The sequence below is a fragment of the Pseudomonas sp. AK106 genome (assembly GCF_053903055.1).
In genome coordinates this window covers 3,267,939-3,288,601 of record NZ_CP096426.1, presented here as the reverse complement: position 1 = coordinate 3,288,601, position 20,663 = coordinate 3,267,939, and the positions used below count along the sequence as shown (strand labels likewise).

Sequence of the window (20,663 nt, the reverse complement as noted above, 5' to 3'; positions counted from 1 at the left end):
GGAGAGACAGATGAGCTACGACTTTGACCTTTTTGTAATCGGCGCAGGCTCGGCGGGCGTCCGGGCGGCGCGGTTTTCCGCCGGCTTCGGTGCGCGCGTGGCCGTGGCCGAGAGCCGTTATCTGGGGGGCACGTGCGTCAACGTCGGTTGCGTACCGAAGAAGCTGATGGTCTACGGCGCGCACTATTCCGAAGACTTCGAACAGGCGAAAGGCTATGGCTGGAGCAGTGGCGAGGCGCATTTCGACTGGCCCACCCTGATCGCCAACAAGAACCGCGAGATCAGCCGCCTCAATGGCGTCTACCGCAAGCTGCTGGACAGCAGCGGCGTGTCACTGATGGAAGGCCATGCACGCCTGCGCGGCCCCCACGAAGTCGAAATCAACGGCCAGGTTCACACGGCCGAGCACATCATGATTGCCACCGGTGGCTGGCCACAGGTGCCGGACATTCCGGGCCGCGAGCACGCCATCACCTCCAACGAAGTGTTCTTCCTCGAGCAGATGCCCAAGCGCGTCGTCGTGGTCGGCGGCGGCTACATCGCGGTGGAGTTCGCCTCGATCTTCAACGGCCTGGGCGCTGACGTTTCGCTGATGTACCGCGGCGAGTTGTTCCTGCGCGGCTTCGATGAGAGCGTGCGCACCCATCTGCACGAAGAGCTCGCCAAGCGCGAGATGGACATTCGCTTCAAGACCGAGATCAGCAGCATCGAGAAGCTGGCCGACGGCACCTTGCAACTGAGCCTGAACGACGGCAGCCGTTTCAACACCGACTGCGTGTTCTACGCCACCGGGCGCCGCCCGATGCTGGACAACCTGGGCATGGACACCGTCAACGTCGAGCTGGATGACAAGGGCTTCATCAAGGTCAACGGTGATTATCAGACCACCGAGCCGTCGATCATCGCCGTCGGCGACATCATCGGCCGCGTGCAGTTGACGCCGGTGGCGCTGGCCGAGGGCATGGCCGTCGCGCGGCGCCTGTTCAAGCCCGAGCAGTACCGCCCTGTGGATTACCGCCACATTCCCACTGCCGTGTTCAGCCTGCCGAACATCGGCACGGTCGGTCTCACCGAGGCCGAAGCCATGAAGGACGGGTATGAGGTGCAGGTGTTCGAAAGCACGTTCCGGCCGATGAAGCTGTCGCTGACCGATAATCAGGAGCGCACCCTGATGAAACTGGTGGTCGATGCCAAAACCGATCGCGTGCTGGGTTGCCACATGGTCGGCCCGGACGCCGGCGAGATCATTCAGAGCCTGGCGATCGCCCTCAAGGCCGGCGCCACCAAGCAGATTTTCGACGACACCATCGGTGTGCACCCTACGGCGGCGGAAGAATTCGTCACCATGCGCACACCGACACGCTAAGCATCACCCGGCACGTGTTGTTAAGCCTCGCGCGGCACACGTGAACGGTCCGGCCTCCATGGAGGGAGCCGGGCCAGCCATTGTTTTTAGGGACGGACCCACTCTTTGACCAGCACGAGTTTTTCGGCAGCCATGCCCTTGAATCCAGCAGGACCTGATGACCAGGCGCTTTCCAGAACCGAAGCGCTTGATGAGAGTGAGCGGCAGTTTCGCAGCCTCGCCGACAACATGAGTCAGTTGGCCTGGATCGCTGACCCCGCCGGTCACATCCATTGGTACAACGAACGCTGGTACAGCTACACCGGCACCTCATACGAAGCGATGATGGCGCTGGGCTGGCGATCGTTGCATCACCCTGACCATGGGCAGCGGGTCGAATCACGTCTGCAGCGCTGCTTCGCCACCGGCTCGTTGTGGGAGGACACCTTCCCGCTGCGCGGCAAGGACGGCCAGTACCGCTGGTTCCTCTCCCGCGCATTGCCGATCCGCGATGAGCGCGGCAGCATCATCCACTGGTTGAGCACGAGCACGGACATCACGGCCCAGGTCAGTGCCGAGGACGCGCTGCGCGAGCTGAACGAGAGCCTCGAACAGCGCGTCGCCGAGCGCACCCGCGAACTGGCCGAAAGCAACGAGCGACTGCAGGTCGAAATCAGTGAGCGTGCCCAGGCTGAAGAGGCCTTGCGCCACGCGCAGAAAATGGACGCCATCGGCCAGCTGACTGGCGGCATCGCCCACGACTTCAACAACATGCTCACCGGCGTGCTCGGCGCACTGGACCTGATCCAGCGTCGGGTCGCCGCAGGGCGTGTGTCGGAGATCGATCGTTACATCGAGGCCGCCATGGGCTCGGCCAACCGCGCTGCGTCGCTCACCCATCGCCTGCTTGCGTTCGCCCGTCGCCAGTCACTGAACCAGCGGCCGGTGGACGTCAACCACATGGTGACGTCTATGGAAGAACTGCTGCGCCGGACCATTGGTGAAAGCATCGAGCTGGAAGTCGACCTGCACACGATCTCGTGCCTGACCAACACCGATGAGCATCAGCTCGAGAATGCGTTGCTTAATCTGGTCATCAACGCCCGCGACGCGATGCCCGACGGCGGTCGGTTATTGATCCAGACCGAACTGACCCACATTGCCCTGCTGCAGGACGCGCTGGCGCCGGGCGACTACGTGCGCCTTCGTGTGCAGGACACCGGGCTGGGCATGTCCAGCGAGGTTATCGCACGGGCCTTTGATCCGTTCTTCACCACCAAGCCGATCGGGCAGGGCACTGGCCTGGGCCTGTCGATGGTCTACGGCTTCATCAACCAGACCGGCGGCCGGGTCAGCATTTCCAGCGAAGAAGGGCGTGGTACGCGCATCGACTTGCTGTTGCCGTGTCACCACGAGGTTGCCGAGCTTCCCCCCGCCGTCCCTCGCAGCTTCGAACCGCCTCGCGCCGGCCTGGGCGAGCGCGTGCTGGTGGTGGAGGACGAGGCTGAGGTGCGCATGCTGGTGGTGGATGTGCTGAAGGAGCTGGGTTATCGCGTGAACGTCGCCTGCGACAGCCATGAGGCACTGGTGGTTTTGCAGGGAGCCGAGCCCGTTGATTTGCTGGTCACGGATGTGGGACTGCCGGGTTTGAATGGTCGCCAGTTGGCAGAAGTGGCACGCCAGCATCGCCCGGGGCTGAAGGTTTTGTTCATGACCGGTTATGCGCGGGAGGCCGAAGTGCGTGGTGACTTCCTCGACGATGGCATGGATTTACTCACCAAACCTTTCAGCATCGACGAACTTGCCGTGCGGGTGCGAAGCCTGATCGAATCAGCAGCCTAGGACTGGCTGGATCACCAGGACTGGCTGGATCCGTAGGACCGGCTTTAGCCGGGAAGCTTTCCGGTCGACAGTGCGGGTGACCCAACCGCACCCGCCCAACAACGTCTTCTATTAATAAAGCATCCTTATAGTCAAAACCAATCATAAGCATGAGCTTTGCCAATGAGTCCCTGCTGACGATTTTGCGTAGTATCCTCCCCATCGAATTTGTAACACCCCATTTTCACAACCCTCAGGAGATTCACTGATGCCTATCATCAACAGCCAAGTCAAACCGTTCACGGCAACTGCTTTCAAGAACGGCAACTTCGTAGAAGTGTCGGACGCCGACCTGAAAGGCAAATGGTCTGTGGTGTTCTTCTACCCGGCTGACTTCACCTTCGTTTGCCCAACCGAGCTGGAAGACCTGGCGGACAACTACGCCGAGTTCCAGAAACTGGGCGTCGAAATCTACAGCGTTTCCACCGATACCCACTTTGCTCACGCTGCCTGGCACAACACTTCGCCAGCCATCGGCAAAATCCAGTACACCATGGTCGGTGACCCGACCCTGAAAATCTCCCGCAACTTCGACGTCCTGATCGAAGAAGCAGGTCTGGCTGACCGCGGTACTTTCGTGATCAACCCGGAAGGCGAAATCAAAATCGTCGAACTGAACGACGGCGGTGTTGGCCGTGACGCTTCCGAGCTGCTGCGCAAAATCAAGGCGGCTCAGTACGTTGCTGCTCACCCGGGCGAAGTCTGCCCAGCCAAGTGGAAAGAAGGCGAGGCCACCCTGGCTCCTTCGCTGGACCTGGTTGGCAAGATCTAAGTCGTCATGACCGGATCGGGGGCGATGAGCCCATGAGCACGTAAACCGCATCGCCCCCAAAAAACGCCCGGGCGGTCATCGCCTGGGCGTTTTTTTTTGTAGAACCCGCTAGATCTTGAACGTATCCAGACCTGAAAGTGAAGAAGGAAGCCGAACCATGTTGGACGCCAATCTTAAAGCTCAGTTGAAATCTTACCTGGAGCGGATCACTCGCCCGATCGAGATCGTTGCGTCCCTTGATGACGGCGCAAAATCCCAGGAAATGCTGGCCCTGCTCAATGACATCGTCAGCAGCTCCGACAAGATCACCCTGGACACCAATGGCAGCGATGCACGCACGCCGTCCTTCGCCCTGAACAGCCCGGGCCAGGACATCAAGCTGCGTTTCGCCGGTCTGCCAATGGGTCACGAATTCACCTCGCTGGTGCTGGCGCTGCTGCAAGTCGGCGGCTACCCGTCCAAATCCTCCGAGGACACCATTGAACAGGCCCGCGGCCTGACCGGTGGATTCAAGTTTGAAACCTACTTTTCGCTGACCTGCCAGAACTGCCCGGACGTGGTCCAGGCGCTGAACCTGCTGGCTGTTCTTAACCCGAACGTGGAACACGTCGCCATCGAAGGCAGCCTGTTTCAGCAGGAAGTCACCGACCGCCAGATCATGTCCGTGCCAAGCATCTACCTGAACGGCGAGCTGTTTGGTCAGGGCCGCATGAACCTGGAAGAGATTCTGGCGAAGATCGACACCAGCGCCGGCGATCGTCAGGCCGACAAGCTGAATGGCAAAGAAGCGTTCGACGTGCTCGTCGTCGGCGGTGGCCCGGCCGGTTCGTCGGCAGCGATCTACGCTGCCCGTAAAGGCATCCGCACCGCTGTGGCAGCCGAGCGTTTCGGCGGCCAGGTGCTCGACACCATGGCGATCGAGAACTTCATCTCGATGCAGCACACCGAAGGGCCGAAGCTGGTTGTCGCCCTCGAAGAACACGTCAAACAGTACGAAGTCGACGTCATCAACCTGCAGCGCGGCGAGCAACTGATTCCGGGCAAAAACGGTGAGCTGCATCAGGTGAAGTTCGCCAGCGGCGGCGTGCTCAAAAGCAAGACCGTGATCCTGGCGACCGGGGCACGCTGGCGCGAAATGAATGTGCCGGGTGAGCAGCAGTACCGCAACAAAGGCGTGGCGTACTGCCCGCACTGCGACGGTCCGTTGTTCAAGGGCAAGCGCGTGGCGGTGATCGGCGGCGGCAACTCCGGTGTCGAAGCGGCCGTCGACCTGGCGGGTATCGTGTCCCACGTCACCTTGCTGGAATTCGACGCCAACCTGCGCGCCGACGCGGTCCTGCAACGCAAGCTGCACAGCCTGCCGAACGTGACGGTGCTGACCAGCGCGTTGACCAGCGAAGTCACCGGCGACGGCCAGAAGGTCAACGGCCTGCGCTACAAGAACCGCCTTACCGGTGAAGACATCACCATCGAGCTGGAAGGTATCTTTGTGCAGATCGGCCTGCTGCCAAACACCGAATGGCTGAAGGGCACCATCGAGCTGTCGCCACGGGGCGAGATCATCATCGACCCACGCGGTGAGACGTCGATCCCGGGCATCTTCGCTGCCGGTGACGTGACCACCGTGCCGTACAAGCAGATCGTTATCGCAGTCGGCGAGGGCGCCAAAGCCTCCCTCAGCGCCTTCGACCACCTGATCCGCACCAGCGCCCCGGCGTGATACCTCGCTAAAACTGATCCTACTGGCTCATGCGGTGTCGTAGGACCGGCTTCAGCCGGGAAGGCGTTGGTTGCCTTACCCTTGAACCCATGCCGCAGAAACAAAAAAACCTCATGAGCGATCATGAGGTTTTTTTTGCGCTGTCATTCAGGGACCCGCCTTGTGGGGGCAGGCCTCCATGATATTCTCGCGCCCGTTTTCATCACTGCCGTGGGATCCCCGTGAAATTCATCCACCAACGCGAACACCTGAATGAAGGCGACATTGTGGTGATCGAGTCCTCGAACGCATGCAATATCCGCCTCATGAGTGATGCCAACTTCCGCAGTTTCAAGAACGGCGGTCGGCACACCTATCACGGCGGCGCCTTCGACCGCTTCCCGGCGAAAATCGTGGTGCCCAGCACCGGCTTCTGGAACATCACCCTGGACACGGTCACCCAACGGGCGATCAGCGTGACCCGCAAGCCCAACCTCAAACACTCGATCAAGATCGTGCGTCGGACAGGCTCAAAGCTTCAAAACTGAGAGCCTGATGACTGCATATTCAGCGGCGCGAATCAGGCCCGCCATTGCAGCGGGCCCGGGGCAGGGCGGTCAGAGTTTCGGCAGTTGACCGATGCGGCCCATCATCTCGGTGACGATCTGCAAGTCCAGCAGGAGCTGCTCGGTGGTCTTGAACTCGGCGTCGGTGTGACCGGTGTATTTGACGTCGGGTTTGGCCAGGCCGAACTGCACGCCGTTGGGCAGCTCATGCACTGACGTGGCGCCGGCGGACGTGCCGAACTTGTGCTCCATGCCCAGATTCTCGGTGGCCACGGCCAACAGCGCCTTGACCCACTCGCCCTCAGGGTTGCGGTACATCGGCTCGGCGATCGAGTAATCGAAGCCCGGCGTGATGTGGCTCTGCTGGGTCCAGGCGGTCAGCTTCTGGGCGATTTCCGCTTTCAGTGCTTCCGGCGATTTGCCCCTTGGCACGCGCAGATTGACCGCCAGCTTGAAGGCCTTGTCGTCCATCGCCACGTAGGTCAGTGAGGCCGTCAGCGGGCCCATGAACTCGTCGCTGAAGCCGACGCCCAGTTTGCTGCCCAAGTAATCAAGGCCCCAGTTGTCAGCGGCATAGCGCGCGGCGTCGGTGATCGCGTTGTGCTTGAGCGCGACCTTGCCATCCAGACCGTTGATGAAATCGAGCATCCGCGCCACCGGGTTGACCCCCGATTCGGGCTCGGAGGAGTGCGCCGAGACGCCGGTGACCGTCAGCTTGACCTCCTTGCCGGCGACTTCTGCGTCGACCTTGAAGTTGCCGCCGTTGCGCTGGGCGTACTCAGCGCCGGCTTTCTGCAGCTCGGCGGCGAGTTCAGCGGGCTGCTCGCTCACCAGCGTGACGACTGATTTTGACGGGATCTGGTTGGTCGCCATGCCGCCGGTCATCGAAGTGATTTCCGCGCCCGCGCCTTCGGCGGTGCGACGGGGGAAGCTGGCCATGACCGTGCCGTAGCCCTTTTCCGCGATCACCACCGGGTAGCTGCCATCGAGTGCCAGGTTGTAGGCCGGCGTCGGGTTGCGCTCGAAGTAGTAGGGAATGGCGTCGCCGGAGGTTTCTTCGGTGGTGTCGATCAGCAGCTTGAAATTGCGCGCCAGGGGCAGCTTCTCTTCCTTGATCACCTTCATGGCGTACAGCGCGACGACGATACCGTTCTTGTCATCCTCGGTGCCGCGCCCGTACATGCGGTCGCCGATCAGGGTCACTTTGAACGGATCGAGGCGGGTGCCGTCAGCCAGCACCCAGTTTTCCAGGGTGACCGGAACGACGTCGGCGTGGGCATGAATCCCCACCACTTCAGGGCTTGAACCCTCAAGGGAAACCTCGTACACGCGGTTGTCGATATTGCGGAAGGTCAGGTTGAACGACTGGGCGAGGGTTTTGATTTTCTCGGCAATCTTGATGAACGCGGGGTTGTCGTGTTGCGCGACGCCAGCGGTCTGGAACGTGGGGATGGCGACCAGTTCGCGCAGGGTTTCGGTGGCGGCACTGCCGTATTTCACCCGCGCATAAACCCCCAACAGGCGATGGATATCGTTCTGCTCATCGGCGGACAGTTTTTTATTGGCGAGGAAGGCGCTGATCGCCGGCTCGATGCCCGCCGCCTTGACGACGTCGGTGGTGCTGACGGTCTTGAGGAACTGGCGGAAATCAGTGACGGCGTTTTCCTTGAAGGTGCCGACAATCGTGCTGCTCTGCTGCGCGGTGAGGTTGGCAAAGGCAGCGGGTGTGAAGGCGCAGACGCCGGCGAACATCAATGTAGCGGCGGTGAGGTGCTTGAGCGAAAAGTCCATTGGGTGGGGCATTCCTTGGCAGGCATGTTGAGAGAAAGGTCTGATCCTTCGATCAGAAACCACCGCACGCTACCATCGCCGGTGGAGCAGGGGGAGTCCTCATGCTGATATCTGTCGCCTTGACGGGTGAAAGCGGCGCACAACCGTAAATGACTCAGGCTATTGAATGGCCTGAAAAAATAGTCGTGAACCGGCCTCGCTCATACGGCATAACCGTCTACGCTGATGGCGCAGCGCGACGGCATGGTGTTGACGTACATGGTTTTCCGGAGCCGCAAATCTTTCAGGCGCTATCACGGCCGGGCGTTACCACTAAGGAATTCCATGAAACTGCGTCATTACGCTGACCGGACGCTGTGTGCGTTGCTGGTCATGATGAGTGTGGGCATCTGCCAAGCGGCAGAGCAGCAACGGGTGAACATTGGCTCGTTGAACATGACCGGCGGCAAGATCTCGCGTTGCGACTTGGGTTATCGCACCTACGGCACGCTGGCAGAAGATCGCAATAACGTCGTGCTGGTGACTACCTGGCTGGCCGGGCGGACGTCCGACCAGGCCGACATGATCGGCCCCGGCAAGTTGGTCGACACCAATCGCTGGTACGTGGTGGCGATGGACGCCATCGGCAATGGCGTGTCGTGCTCGCCGTCCAACAGCCCGATTGCGCCGCGCCTGAAGTTTCCGCAGTTCGGCATCCGCGACATGGTCAAGGCGCAGCATCGGTTGCTGGCCATGTACCTGGGCATCGATCACGCCCACGCCATCGTCGGCATTTCCATGGGTGGCATGCAGGTGTTGCAGTGGGCGGTGATGTACCCGGACTTCGCCAGCAAGGTGGTGACCATCGTCGGCACGCCTCACCCGACCGAACGCGACCTGCAGGCCTGGAATGCAGAACTGGCCGCCATCGAACGCGCGCCCGGCTGGAACGACGGCAACTATGCGCCGGGCACGGCTTTCAAACAGCTCGCGGCGATACACAACGGTTATCTGTGGACGCCGGGACACAGGGCGGCCAAGACCGTCGGCACCAGTCCGGCACCTGCCGGCACGTTGCCCGCCACCGCGAGCAATCAGTCCTTCAGCACGGTCGACTGGTACCGGCAATTGCAGGCGATGACGTCGTTCGATCTGTTGCGTCACGGCGACATGGCCGCACTGGCCGGGAAAATCAAGGCGCGGCTGTTGATCATCACCTCCGAGCAGGACCGCATGGTCGACCCTGCGCCTTCCAAGGCGCTGGCCGCCCAAAAGCGCGCGCAGTTGCTGGTACTCAACAGCGATTGCGGACACATGGCGCCGGCGTGTGAGGCGGGCCAGGTGAATGAGGCGGTGAAGGCGTTTCTCAAATAGGGCGGCGGCCTCGGGTTGTCAGCAGCGCGCTGACCGGTACGGCAAGCCGGCGGCGAGGATCTGCCGCAGACGGCAAGCATTGTCGATCATGGCGGCCCTTTATGGCTTGACGCTGGGTCCGCAGGCCCGTGTTGACGGGTCTTTCAGGGAGGACAGGCTGGATGGCATCGGTTTTGCTGCTGTCGGGGTACATCGGACAACCTGAACAGGAGGTGAAAGATGTTGATCGGCAACAGTGCTATCCAGCAGTTCGTGTCAAAAGCCGTGAGCCACACCCATTACGCCACGACGGACACGGACGCCTACACCAGCGCCATGGCCGGCGCCGCCACACCCGTGGCGGCGATTGCGAGCAATGGCGAAGGCGCGGCGCAAAGCAGCAACGAGGGCAAGCAGGGCTACGACGAGTCGTTTGCCAAGATGATGGTGAACCTGAAGGCAGCGGGGGCCAACACGGCGTCGTCGGTGACGGACGATGACAAGGCAGCGGCCGCTGCGGCGTTTGTGTCCAGCGCTGACAAGCAGGTCGCTTCGTCTGACAGTGTCAGCAAGACGGTCTCTGATGATCTGGCGGCCAGTGATGGCGCGGCGGGTTCTGATGACGTGGGTTCGGTGAAGGATCAGTTTCTGTCCTACATGAACCAGACCGACGCGGAGAAGGTGCGGCAGCGGTTGACGGGCGTCAGCAAGGCGGAATACGACGCCATGACGCCGCAGGAGCAGGCGGCGGTGGACAAGCAGGTGACTGAGCTGCAGAAGCAGAAGACGGATCAGCAGGTCGCTGAGCGGGAGGTGAAGACCAGGATCGCCATGGCAAAGGCGGAGATGGCCTGATCTGTTTCAAGGGCGTCTGCCTAAGGGCAGACGTTTCGCCTTCGGCGAGTTACTTGGAAAAGCACCCCAAGTAACCAAGGGTGCTTGCTCTCGGTTTGGCCCGACTTCGTCGGGTTCCTTCACTCCGGTCCCGCTCCGTGGGCCCGCGCCGAACGGACATCCATGTCCTGACGGCGCTCTCGCCGCATCCATGCGGCTCGGCCCACTCCGCGAAACCTGCGTTCAGCCTGCACCAAAGTCGCGTTTTGCGGTGACTGGACTTTTTGTGTACGAAGATCAAAAGCAGATCAAAGGCAGATCGAGGGCGGGTCAGGCGCTAAGGACTTGTGGGAGTGAGCTTGCTCACGAAGGGGCCGGTACATCCCTCCGATATCGGGTGTTTTGGATAAAGCATTCGCGAGCAAGCTCACTCCTACAGGGAGGGGGGCTATCAGCAAAAATGCCGGCGCTTGAGGTGGCCTCTTCCCGGCTAAAGCCGGTCCTACTAAGCGTAAGCGCGCTTTTGATCTTCCTACGCAAAAGGCTCAGTCACCGCCAATCGCGACTTGGGTGCAGGCTGAACGCAGGTCTCGTGGAGTGGGCCGAGCGGCATGGATGCCGCGAGAGCCGCCCCCCGCCATGGATGGCGGATGGCGGCGGGCCCACGGAGCGGGACCGGAGTGAAGGAACCCTGACGAAGGAAGGGCCAAACCGAGAGCAGGCACTTTTGCTTACTTTTGGTGCTTTTCAAAAGTAAGGCGCCGAAGGCGAAACAGTCTGCCCCCAGGCAGACGCTGTTGATCTTGACCTGAGAAGGGCCAGTCGCCTAGACCACCTCCGCCCGATAGGGCAAATCCGGCCCCTCGCGCGTGCAGGTCACCGCCGCCGCAGCCACCGCAAACTCCAGCATCTTCGTCAGCGTTGGCTTATCCACCCCCGCCAGCGCGGCGGGTTCGTCCAGACCCCGCTCCGTCAGAAACGCAATCAACGCCGCCTGAAACGTATCCCCGGCACCCACCGTATCCACCGTCTCCACCTTGCGCGCCGCCACCGACCACGTGCCCAAATCCCGCGTAAACACCGTGGCGCCCTGACGGCCGCGGGTCATGATCACCCACTGGCAATTGTCCTTCAGCCAACCCTCGGCCACCGCTGCCGCCTCTTTGTCCGGATACAACAGCTCCAGGTCCTCATCACTGACCTTGATGATGTGCGCGTGCTCGGCGAACTTCGCCACCTGACTGCGCCACAGCTCGATGCTCGGCGCCGGGTTCAGGCGCACATTGGGATCGAACGTGATCAAGCGCTTGGCGCTTTCCCGCCGCACCAGCGTCAGCAGCGCGTCGGCGACCGGCTGCACCACCAGCGAGAACGAACCCACATGCAAGCCACGCACGCTGTCGTCCAGCGTCGGCAGATGCTCGACGCTCAGCATCCGGTCCGCGCAGCCTTCGCCGCGAAAACTGTACTGCGGCGAGCCGTCGGCGCCCACGGCGACCATCGACAGGGTGGTGGGTGCGTCGACAGGCACCAGAAAGTCATCGCGCACGCCTTCTTCCGCCAGCACTGTCAGCAGGCGCTTGCCCAGGTAATCGCTGGAAATCCCGGCAAAAAAACCGGCATCGATGCCCAGCCTGCGCAGGCCGACCGCGACGTTGAACGGCGAACCGCCGGCGATGGCCTGATACCCCACTTTGTTGCGTTGTCCGCTGTCCGGCTGACAGAAAAAGTCGAACAGTGCTTCGCCACAGACCAGATACATAGTTGCTCCATAAAGGCCGACGGGGCTGTCCGTCAGAGGCCCTGCAATTGAGTGCGATAGTGCTGATAAACCGCTTGGTACGCCGCAACGTGTTCGGCAACCGGTCGGGTTTCGCTGGCCGGGTCGAGGCTGACGCAACGCTCGGTCAGCGCCTGCAGCGATTCGCCGTCGCCGTCACCACCGGCATCGACGTGTGAATGACACCACGCCGCCTGAATCGCTGCGCCTAATGCGGCCGCTTCGGTGCCGGTGGTGCAGATGACCGGCGTGTCCATGATGTCGGCCACAATCTGCCGCCAGACCGCGCTTTTCGCGCCGCCGCCGATCAGGCGGATGTTATCGCTCTTAATGCCGCTGTCGCGCAACAGGTCCAGGCCGTAACGCAGGCCGAAGGTGGTGCCCTCGACCACCGCCCGGCACAAGTTGGCCTGGGTCAGATTGGTGCTGTCCAGCCCGAGAATGCTGCCGGTGGCGTGGGGCAGGGCAGGCACCCGCTCGCCGTTGAGGAAGGGCAGCACGAGCACGCCTTGTGCGCCAATCGGCGAGGACGCCACGGCTGCGTTGAACGCGCCGATGTCCAGCGTAAACAGCTCGCGGATGGCACTGGTGGCGTTGGTCAGGTTCATGGTGCAGATCAGTGGCAGCCAGCCGCCCGACGAGGAGCAGAAGGTCGCCACCGACGGCTGCGCGCTGACATTGCCTGCTTCGGCAAAGGCGTAGACCGTGCCCGACGAACCCAGGCTCATGGTGATCAAGCCCGGCGCGATATTGCCGGTGCCGATGGCGCCCATCATGTTGTCGCCGCCGCCGCTGGAGACGATGGCCTTCGGGTTGAGGCCCAGTCGCTCGGCGATCGCGGGGAGAATCGTGCCGACCGGCTGATGCGCCTCGAGCAGCTCCGGCAGCGCCTTGATCAGCCGGCCACTGGGATCGATGTGCTGAAGGATGTCCAGGTCCCATGCGCGGGTGCGCACGTTGAAATAACCGGTGCCGGATGCATCGCCGAACTCGCTGCAACTGCGGCCGGTGAGCCAGTAATTGAGGTAGTCGTGGGGCAGCAGAATTTTGTCGATGCGGGCAAACAGCTCGGGAAACTGCTCTTTGCTCCACAGCAGTTTCGAGACCGTGTAGCCCGGCGCGATGGCGATACCCAGGCGCTCCAGCGACCCGGCTTCACCGCCCAGATACGTCAGCAGCCGATCATTTTCAGGCGCGGATTCCGTGTCGCACCACAGCTTGGCGGGGCGCAGCACCTGGCCTGTTTCGTCAAGCATGACCAGGCCATGTTGCTGCCCGGACACGCCAATGGCCTGGATGTCCGCGCCGGACACCCCGGCCTGCTGCAGGGCCGCGGCCGTGGCTTGTTCGAACGCATCGAGCCATTCCTGCACATCCTGCTCACGGCGACCGTTGGCGCCACTGATCATGTGGTGCGCACCCGAGCCTTCGCCCAGAACCTTGCCGCTGACCGCATCCAGAACAATCGCTTTGGTGCCTTGGGTACCGCAATCGATGCCGAGAAACATATTCACCTCGTTAGCTCTGAAGCTCAGGCGGTTTTCGCCAACAGGTTTTCCAGGGTTTTGCTGACGCCCAACTGCTTCAGGCTGTTCAGGTTGTGCTCGAACGATGCCACGAACTCAGGGGACTGGGGAATCGCCGCACCGAAGATTTCTTCGACTTCAAGCAGCCGCTGAGTGACCAGCACGTCATCGGCTACCAGCGCCTTGCAGAAGTCTGCGCGCGGGTCGACGACGGTGTACGGCACGCCGTTCTCGCCGGTGAAGTCCCCGTTGCGATTGCCCTGCAGGTACAGCGCCCAGGCCGCAACCACCAGGGAAGCGCGGTCCATGTTGCCGCTGTCCAGGATCAGACGGTTGATGGTCGGCACGGTGAATTTCGGGAATTTCGACGAGCCGTCGGAGCACACCCGCTCAAGCTGGTCGGCGATCGCTTGGTTGGAGAAGCGGTCGATCAGGGTCTGTTTGTACTCGGTCAGGTCGATGCCCGGCACCGGCGCCAGTTGCGGGGTGACGTCCAGGTCCATGTAGGTGCGGATGTAGCCGACGAACAGCGGGTCGTTCATGGTTTCGTGGACGAAGCGATAGCCCTTCAAGGCCCCGAGATAGGTCAGCGCCAGGTGGCTGCCGTTGAGCAGCTTGATCTTCATTTCTTCGTACGGGGTTACGTCGTCGGTGAACTGCACGCCGACCTTTTCCCAGGCCGGACGGCCGTTGACGAACTTGTCTTCCAGCACCCACTGCACGAAGGGTTCGCAGACCACCGGCCAGGCGTCGTCGATGCCTTTCTGGTCGTGCAGTTGCAGGCGGTGGGCGGTGCTGGTCATCGGCGTGATGCGATCGACCATGGCGTTGGGGAAGCTGACGTGTTCAGCGATCCAGTCATGCAGTTCCGGGTCGCGCTGTTGGGCGAATGCCAGCAGAGCTTTGCGGGTCACCGCGCCGTTGTGCGGCAGGTTATCGCAGGACATCAGGGTGAACGCCGGTGTGCCCTCCGCGCGGCGGCGGGTCAAGGCGGCGCACAGGTAACCGAACACGGTTTTCGGCGTGGCGGGGTGTTCGAGGTCGTACTGGATCTGCGGCAGGTGGCTCATGAATTCGCCGGTGCTGTCGTCGATGCAGTAGCCGCCTTCGGTGATGGTCAGCGAGACGATGCGGATGTCCGGGCTGGCGAGTTTGTCGATCAGCGTCAGGTCGCTGTCGGTGGACATGAGCATCTGGCTCATGGCGCCGATCACCCGGGTTTCGGTGTTCGAGGTATCGCCCAGCTCGAACAGCGTGTAGAGAAAGTCCTGGCCCTTCAGCGCCTCGAAATTGGCACGGTCTTCCTCGCGCAGGCTGACCCCGCAAATGGCCCAGTCCAGGCCTTCGCCGCTGCCTTCATTGGCCCCGAGGGACATCAGCGCATCGGTGTAAAACGCCTGGTGGGCGCGGTGAAAACCACCGACGCCGATGTGCGCTATACCCTGACGACGCTCGTCGAGGGCGTAGGCCGGGATGGCGATGCCGGCGCCCAGGTTGGAGAGGTTCTGCTTGTTCAGTTTCATGACGGTGTTCCCGAATGCGGTGGAGTGCGAGGGATCAGGCTGCGGCCTGCAGGGCGCGGCGGATGACCTGGCCTTGGGCGTCGAACAGGTGGCAGTGCGCGCTGTTGAGGTGCAGTTTCAGGGTTTCGCCGTACTGGCTGGCCAGGTCCCCGCGAATGCGCATGGTCAGCGGCTCGCCGGAGGTGGTGCGCACGTGGCAATAGGTGTCGCTGCCCAGGCGTTCGCTGACATCGGCGATGACGGTCAGCTGGCAATCGCCTTCGTTGGCCAGCTCCAGGTGCTCGGGGCGAATCCCCAGGGTCACCGAGTCGCCGACGCTCTGTTGCGCGTTGGTGAAGGGCAGCAGGACTTTTGTCCCGGCGTCCAGGGTGACTTCACAGGCCGAGGCCTCGACGCCGCTGATGATGCCCTTGAGGAAGCCCATCTTCGGCGTGCCAAGAAAACCTGCGACGAACAGGTTGGCCGGGTGGTGGTACAGCTCCAGCGGCGAGCCGACCTGTTCGACGCGGCCGCCGTTGAGCACGACCACTTTGTCGGCCAGGGTCATGGCTTCGACCTGATCGTGGGTCACGTAGATCATCGTAGCCTGCAGCTCTTTGTGCAGGCGCGACAACTCCAGCCGGGTCTGGACGCGCAGGGCGGCGTCGAGGTTGGACAGGGGTTCATCGAACAGGAAGATTTTCGGGTTGCGCACGATTGCGCGACCGATCGCCACCCGCTGGCGCTGACCGCCCGACAGCTGCTTGGGCTTGCGTTCCAGCAGCGGGCCTAGCTCAAGAATGCGCGCGGCTTCATCGACTTTTTTCTTGACCTCGGCCTTTGGCGTGCCGGCCAGGTCGAGGGCGAACGACAGGTTTTTGCCGACGGTCATGTGGGGGTACAGCGCGTAGGTCTGAAACACCATCGCCAGGTCGCGCTTGGCCGGGGTGACCTGGGTGATCTCGCGGCCATCCAGTTCGATGCTGCCGCTGGTGACGTCTTCAAGGCCCGCGATCAGGCGCAGCAGGGTGGATTTGCCACAGCCCGACGGACCGACGAAGACCACGAATTCACGGTCCTTCACGTCCAGGTCGATGCCTTTGATGATCTGGTGGCCGTCGAAGCCTTTTTGCAGATTTCTGATTGTCAGGTTAGCCATGAGGGGCTCCAGTTTTATTCTTCAAAGTTCAGAGGCTAAAAATCTGCCCGGGATCGTTACCACGCGGAGCGTGGAAACCATCATGTGTCGATCATTTCACCGCACCAAACGACAGCCCGCGGACCAATTGTTTCTGGCTGATCCAGCCGAAGATCAGGATTGGCGCGCAGGCCAGGGTCGACACCGCCGACAATTTGGCCCAGAACAACCCTTCAGGGCTGGAATACGAGGCGATCAACGCGGTCAGCGGGGCGGCATTCGAAGAGGTCAGGTTCAGTGACCAGAACGCCTCGTTCCAGCACAGGATCAGCGACAGCAGCGCCGTCGATGCCAGCCCGCCCTTGCAGATCGGGATCAGCACGCGAAAGATTTCCTGGCGCGTGGTGGCACCGTCCAGCCGCGACGCTTCGAGAATCTCCCCGGGGATGTCCTTGAAGTAGGTGTAAATCATCCAGACCACGATCGGCAGGTTGATCAGCGTGTAGATCACGATCAGCGCAATGCGCGAATCCAGCAGGCCGAAGGTCTTGGCCAGCAGGTAGATCGGCATCAGCACGCCCACCGGCGGCAGCATCTTGGTCGAGAGCATCCACAGCAGCGTGCCCTTGGTGCGCTTGGTTTCGAAAAACGCCATGGAGTAGGCCGCCGGCACCGCGATCAGCAGGCACAGGATCGTCGCGCTGAAGGAAATCAGGATCGAGTTCCAGGCGAAGTGGAAGTAGTCACTGCGCTCCTGGATGTGCAGGTAGTTTTCCAGGGTCGGTGTGAAGATGAACTGCGGCGGCGTGGCGAACGCGTCGATCTCGGTCTTGAAGCTGGTCAGGACCATCCAGAAGATCGGGAAGAAAATCAGCGCTGCGATCAGCCACGACAAGGTGCCGAGCAGGGCACTTTGCAGGCGACGGGATTGTTTGAGCGTCATCATGGCCTTGCCCTCAAGACTTGTCGGTGAGGTTTTTGCCGATCATCCGTACCAGGATGATCGCGGCAATGTTGGCGATCACGACGGCAATCAAGCCGCCCGCCGATGCCATGCCCACGTCGAATTGCAGCAGTGCCTGGTTGTAGATCAGGTACGCCAGATTGGTGGAAGCGAAGCCCGGGCCGCCGTTGGTGGTGGTGAAAATTTCAGCGAACACCGAAAGCAGGAAGATCGTCTCGATCATCACCACCACGGCGATCGGGCGCGCCAGGTGCGGCAGGGTCAGGTGCCAGAAGATGGCGATCGGGCCGGCGCCGTCCAGGCGCGCCGCTTCCTTCTGTTCCTGATCCAGGGACTGCATGGCGGTCATCAGAATCAGGATCGCGAAGGGCAGCCACTGCCACGACACAATGATGATGATCGACAGCATCGGGTAATTCGCCAGCCAGTCCACCGGCTGGGCACCGAACAGCTTCCAGACCCAGGCGAGAATCCCGGACACCGGGTGGAAAATCAGGTTCTTCCAGATCAGCGCGCTGACCGTCGGCATGATGAAGAACGGCGAAATCAGCAGCACGCGCACGATGCCGCGACCGAGAAACTCACTGGCTTCCAGCAACGCCGAGATCAGCACGCCGAGGATCACGCTGATAGCCAGCACACTGCCGACCAGCAACAGCGTGTTCATGGCGCCGGGCAGAAAGCCTGCGTCGGTGACGAAGAATTCGAAGTTCTCCAGCCCGACGAATTCGTTCTCGCCGGGATTGAGCAGGTTGTAGCGGATCAGCGAAAAGTAGATGGTCATGCCCAGCGGCACGATCATCCAGACCAGCAGCAACAGCACCGAGGGGCTGACCAGAAACCAGCCGGGCTTGGTGACGCTGCCCTTGGCAGACGACTTATCGTCAGCCGCGGCGGTGCGCGGGGTGAGGGTTGAGGTGTTCATGTTGACTCCGGACCGGGCAGAAGCGTGAACGTGGGCGGCAGGCAATCAGCGCCTGCCGCCTTCAAGCAGCGGGTGTCAGCTCTTTTTCGGGTAACCCGCGCGCTTCATTTCACGCTCGGCCACGCTTTGCGCGCTGGTCAATGCCTGATCCACGGTGGAGGTGCCCACCAGTGCTGCCGAGAACTGTTGGCCGACGGAGGTGCCGATCGACTGGAACTCGGGGATGGTCACCAACTGGATGCCCACATACGGCACCGGCTTGAGGGTCGGCGCTTTAGGCGTCACGGCCTTGAGGGATTCCAGGGTGATGTTGGCGAACGGCGCAGCCTGTTTGTAGGCATCGGTATAGGTCGATGCTCGGGTGCCTGGCGGCACGTTGGACACGCCGTCTTTCTCGGCCACTAAGGCGGCGTACTCTTTGGACGTCGCCCATTCGGTGAAGGCGCGGGCGTCCTTGTCGTTCTTGGCGCTGGTCGGGATCGCCAGTGCCCACGAGTACAGCCACGCCGAGCCTTTGTCGGTGACTTCGTGCGGCGCATAGGTGAAGCCTACGCTGTCGGCGACCTTGCTTTGTGATTTGTCGGTGACGAACGAGCCGGCCACGCTGGCATCGACCCAGATTGCGCACTTGCCGCTGTTGAACAGGGCGAGGTTTTCGTTGAAGCCGTTGCTGGAGGCGCCGGGTGGGCCGTCCTTCTTCATGACGTTGGTGTAGAAGGTCAGCGCGTTCTTCCATTCAGGCTGGTCGAATTGCGGCTTCCACTGTTCGTCGAACCAGCGGGCGCCAAACGAGTTGGCGATGGTGGTGATCAGCGCCATGTTCTCGCCCCAGCCGGCCTTGCCGCGCAGGCAGATGCCGTACTGTTCCTTGGACTTGTCGGTGAGTTTGTCGGCGAATTCGGAGATCTGCGTCCAGGTTGGACGCTCCGGCATGGTCAGGCCGGCGGCCTTGAACAGGTCTTTGCGGTAGTAGGTGATCGAGCTTTCTGCGTAGAACGGCAGGGCGAAGAGTTTGCCGTCGACCGACAAACCGTCGCGTACCGAAGGAAATACGTCGTCCAGCGCGTAGGACGCCGGCAGGTCATTCATTTCCTTGAGCCAGCCCTTGGCACCCCAGAGTGAGGCTTCGTACATGCCGATGGTCAACACGTCGAACTGGCCGCCTTTTGTGGCGATGTCGGTGGTCAGGCGCTGACGCAGCACGTTCTCTTCCAGCACCACCCACTTGAGCTTGATGTCTTTGTGCTGTTCTTCGAAGGTCTTGGACAGCCGCTGCATGCGGATCATGTCGCTGTTGTTGACGGTGGCGATGGTGACTTCACCGGCAGTGGCGGTGGCGCAGAGGGACAGGAGGGTCAGACAGGTACCGGCAAGGAGAACATTTGCAGAGGTCTTCATTTATCACTCCTCTTCTGCGCCCAGGCGGACGTCAGAAGCTTGGTTATTGTTTTTGTTTCTTCCGGAGGCCAGGAAGAATGTCAGCTGATTACAGCCTTGTGCGCGCTGGTTGACAAATCCTGCGGCGCACTTGAACTGATACTTTTTTGCACTGAGGTTTCCGACGGGCGCGCTGCACAACTGCGCCAGCGCGTGGGGTGGGGCAGTTCCAGCGTAGTTGAAGGGTGCGATGGGGCAACGAATCAGTACAGGTTTTGTTCGGTCAGGCGCTGTACAGCGAGGCGTCGGTAGTGCGAGGGGGTCATGCCTTTGAGTTTCTGGAAACGTCGATTGAAGTTGGAGATGTTATTGAAGCCTGACTCGAAGCAGACGTCGGTCACCGGCCGATCGCCATCGGCGAGCAATTCACAGGACTTGCTGATCCGCAGCCGGTTGACGAATTCCACAAAGCAGCGCCCGGTGGCCTGCTTGAACACCCGAGAAAAGTACGTCGGCTTCATGCCCAGGTATTCGGCCACTTCTTCCAGCGGCAGCTCGCGGGCGTAGTGGGTGAAGATGTAATCGACGGCCTTGTTGGTGCGCTCCACGGCGTGATCGTCGGACAGCTGGGACGCGGTGGTGCCCGACAGCAACTGGAAATCATCACTGGCCGCCAGCACTTCCAGCAAAATGAAAAAGTGCCCCAGCCGGGTCATGCCCGTGGTGTCGGCGATTTTCTGCATCAGCTTGGTGGCCTGGCGGAGGGTCCGCTTGCAGCGGAATTCAATGCCGTACCGGGCGCGCTCGAGCAACGGCGCCAGGGCCTTGAGTTCGGCAAACACCTGATTGCCGCTTTCGAGCAGCTCTTCGGTGAAGTTCACCAGCATGTCGCGTTTGGGCACGACCTCGTCTTCCGCGATCTGACTGATCCAGTTATGGGGCAGATTGGGGCCGGTGAGGAACAGCGTCTCGGGGTAGAAATTGCCGATGTAATCGCCGACGAAGACCTTGCCGGAACTCGCAACGATCAGGTGCAGCTCGTATTCCTTGTGGAAATGCCAGCGCACCAGTGGACAGGGAAAGCCATGCTCACGGTAGATGATCGACAGACCGTTATGGTCATCCATCAGCTCATAGGCGGGGTCGGTGACTCTTGTTGTTTTGGTCATGCGTGTGCCGGTCTGGAGAATGGCGTGAGGTTAATGTGCACTATTTGTCGGGCGGAATACAG

The 20,663-nt window shown here is 61.5% G+C and carries 15 protein-coding genes and 1 pseudogene; 7 read left to right on the top strand and 9 right to left on the bottom strand.

What is annotated here, in order from left to right:
• Positions 1–10 precede the first annotated feature (10 nt).
• The 5 genes and pseudogenes from gorA to M1E04_RS14580 all read left to right on the top strand — a co-directional run bounded on the left by gorA (position 11) and on the right by M1E04_RS14580 (position 6,245).
• Entirely contained in the window at positions 11–1,366 is a 1,356-nt protein-coding gene (gorA, locus tag M1E04_RS14600; protein ID WP_065987197.1) for a glutathione-disulfide reductase, read from the top strand.
• Positions 1,367–1,525: 159 nt separating this feature from the next.
• A pseudogene (locus tag M1E04_RS14595) lies at positions 1,526–3,187 on the top strand (ATP-binding protein); the annotation flags it as partial.
• 247 nt (positions 3,188–3,434) lie between these two features.
• Positions 3,435–3,998: an alkyl hydroperoxide reductase subunit C gene (ahpC, locus tag M1E04_RS14590; protein ID WP_456291573.1), complete on the top strand. Its 564-nt coding sequence runs from the start codon at positions 3,435–3,437 to the stop codon at positions 3,996–3,998.
• A 157-nt stretch (positions 3,999–4,155) separates the two neighbouring features.
• Positions 4,156–5,718: an alkyl hydroperoxide reductase subunit F gene (ahpF, locus tag M1E04_RS14585; protein WP_456291572.1), complete on the top strand. Its 1,563-nt coding sequence runs from the start codon at positions 4,156–4,158 to the stop codon at positions 5,716–5,718.
• A gap of 221 nt (positions 5,719–5,939) precedes the next feature.
• A complete protein-coding gene (locus M1E04_RS14580) occupies positions 5,940–6,245 on the top strand; it encodes a DUF1883 domain-containing protein (protein ID WP_282373314.1) in 306 nt (101 codons plus the stop codon).
• Positions 6,246–6,314: 69 nt separating this feature from the next.
• Here the strand turns inward: M1E04_RS14580 and M1E04_RS14575 are convergent, their stop codons facing one another.
• A complete protein-coding gene (locus M1E04_RS14575) occupies positions 6,315–8,054 on the bottom strand; it encodes a dipeptidase (protein ID WP_456291571.1) in 1,740 nt (579 codons plus the stop codon).
• A gap of 324 nt (positions 8,055–8,378) precedes the next feature.
• Between M1E04_RS14575 and M1E04_RS14570 the strand changes: the two genes are divergently transcribed.
• Both M1E04_RS14570 and M1E04_RS14565 read left to right on the top strand, forming a co-directional pair.
• On the top strand, positions 8,379–9,407 hold the full coding sequence (locus M1E04_RS14570; RefSeq protein ID WP_456291570.1) for an alpha/beta fold hydrolase: 1,029 nt from the start codon (positions 8,379–8,381) through the stop codon (positions 9,405–9,407).
• A gap of 219 nt (positions 9,408–9,626) precedes the next feature.
• Positions 9,627–10,241, top strand: coding sequence for a hypothetical protein (locus tag M1E04_RS14565; protein WP_192135620.1), 615 nt, complete (start codon positions 9,627–9,629; stop codon positions 10,239–10,241).
• Between the two features lie 805 nt (positions 10,242–11,046).
• Here the strand turns inward: M1E04_RS14565 and M1E04_RS14560 are convergent.
• The 8 genes from M1E04_RS14560 to M1E04_RS14525 form a co-directional block, all read right to left on the bottom strand.
• A complete protein-coding gene (locus M1E04_RS14560; RefSeq protein WP_192135734.1) occupies positions 11,047–11,982 on the bottom strand; it encodes a carbohydrate kinase family protein in 936 nt (311 codons plus the stop codon).
• A 32-nt stretch (positions 11,983–12,014) separates the two neighbouring features.
• Positions 12,015–13,508 carry a xylulokinase gene (gene xylB, locus M1E04_RS14555; RefSeq protein ID WP_456291569.1) on the bottom strand — a complete coding sequence of 498 codons (1,494 nt, stop codon included), beginning with the start codon at positions 13,506–13,508 and terminating at the stop codon, positions 12,015–12,017.
• Between the two features lie 23 nt (positions 13,509–13,531).
• Positions 13,532–15,049: a mannitol dehydrogenase family protein gene (locus tag M1E04_RS14550; RefSeq protein WP_456291568.1), complete on the bottom strand. Its 1,518-nt coding sequence runs from the start codon at positions 15,047–15,049 to the stop codon at positions 13,532–13,534.
• A 34-nt stretch (positions 15,050–15,083) separates the two neighbouring features.
• Positions 15,084–16,187: an ABC transporter ATP-binding protein gene (locus tag M1E04_RS14545; RefSeq protein ID WP_074885476.1), complete on the bottom strand. Its 1,104-nt coding sequence runs from the start codon at positions 16,185–16,187 to the stop codon at positions 15,084–15,086.
• Between the two features lie 91 nt (positions 16,188–16,278).
• The gene (locus M1E04_RS14540; protein WP_065991391.1) at positions 16,279–17,112 is read right to left on the bottom strand and encodes a carbohydrate ABC transporter permease; all 834 of its coding nucleotides are present in this window, start codon (positions 17,110–17,112) and stop codon (positions 16,279–16,281) included.
• Between the two features lie 10 nt (positions 17,113–17,122).
• A complete protein-coding gene (locus M1E04_RS14535; protein ID WP_065991392.1) occupies positions 17,123–18,055 on the bottom strand; it encodes a carbohydrate ABC transporter permease in 933 nt (310 codons plus the stop codon).
• A gap of 75 nt (positions 18,056–18,130) precedes the next feature.
• Positions 18,131–19,453 carry an ABC transporter substrate-binding protein gene (locus tag M1E04_RS14530; protein WP_456291567.1) on the bottom strand — a complete coding sequence of 441 codons (1,323 nt, stop codon included), beginning with the start codon at positions 19,451–19,453 and terminating at the stop codon, positions 18,131–18,133.
• 242 nt (positions 19,454–19,695) lie between these two features.
• A complete protein-coding gene (locus M1E04_RS14525; protein ID WP_369318130.1) occupies positions 19,696–20,601 on the bottom strand; it encodes a helix-turn-helix domain-containing protein in 906 nt (301 codons plus the stop codon).
• Positions 20,602–20,663 lie beyond the last annotated feature (62 nt).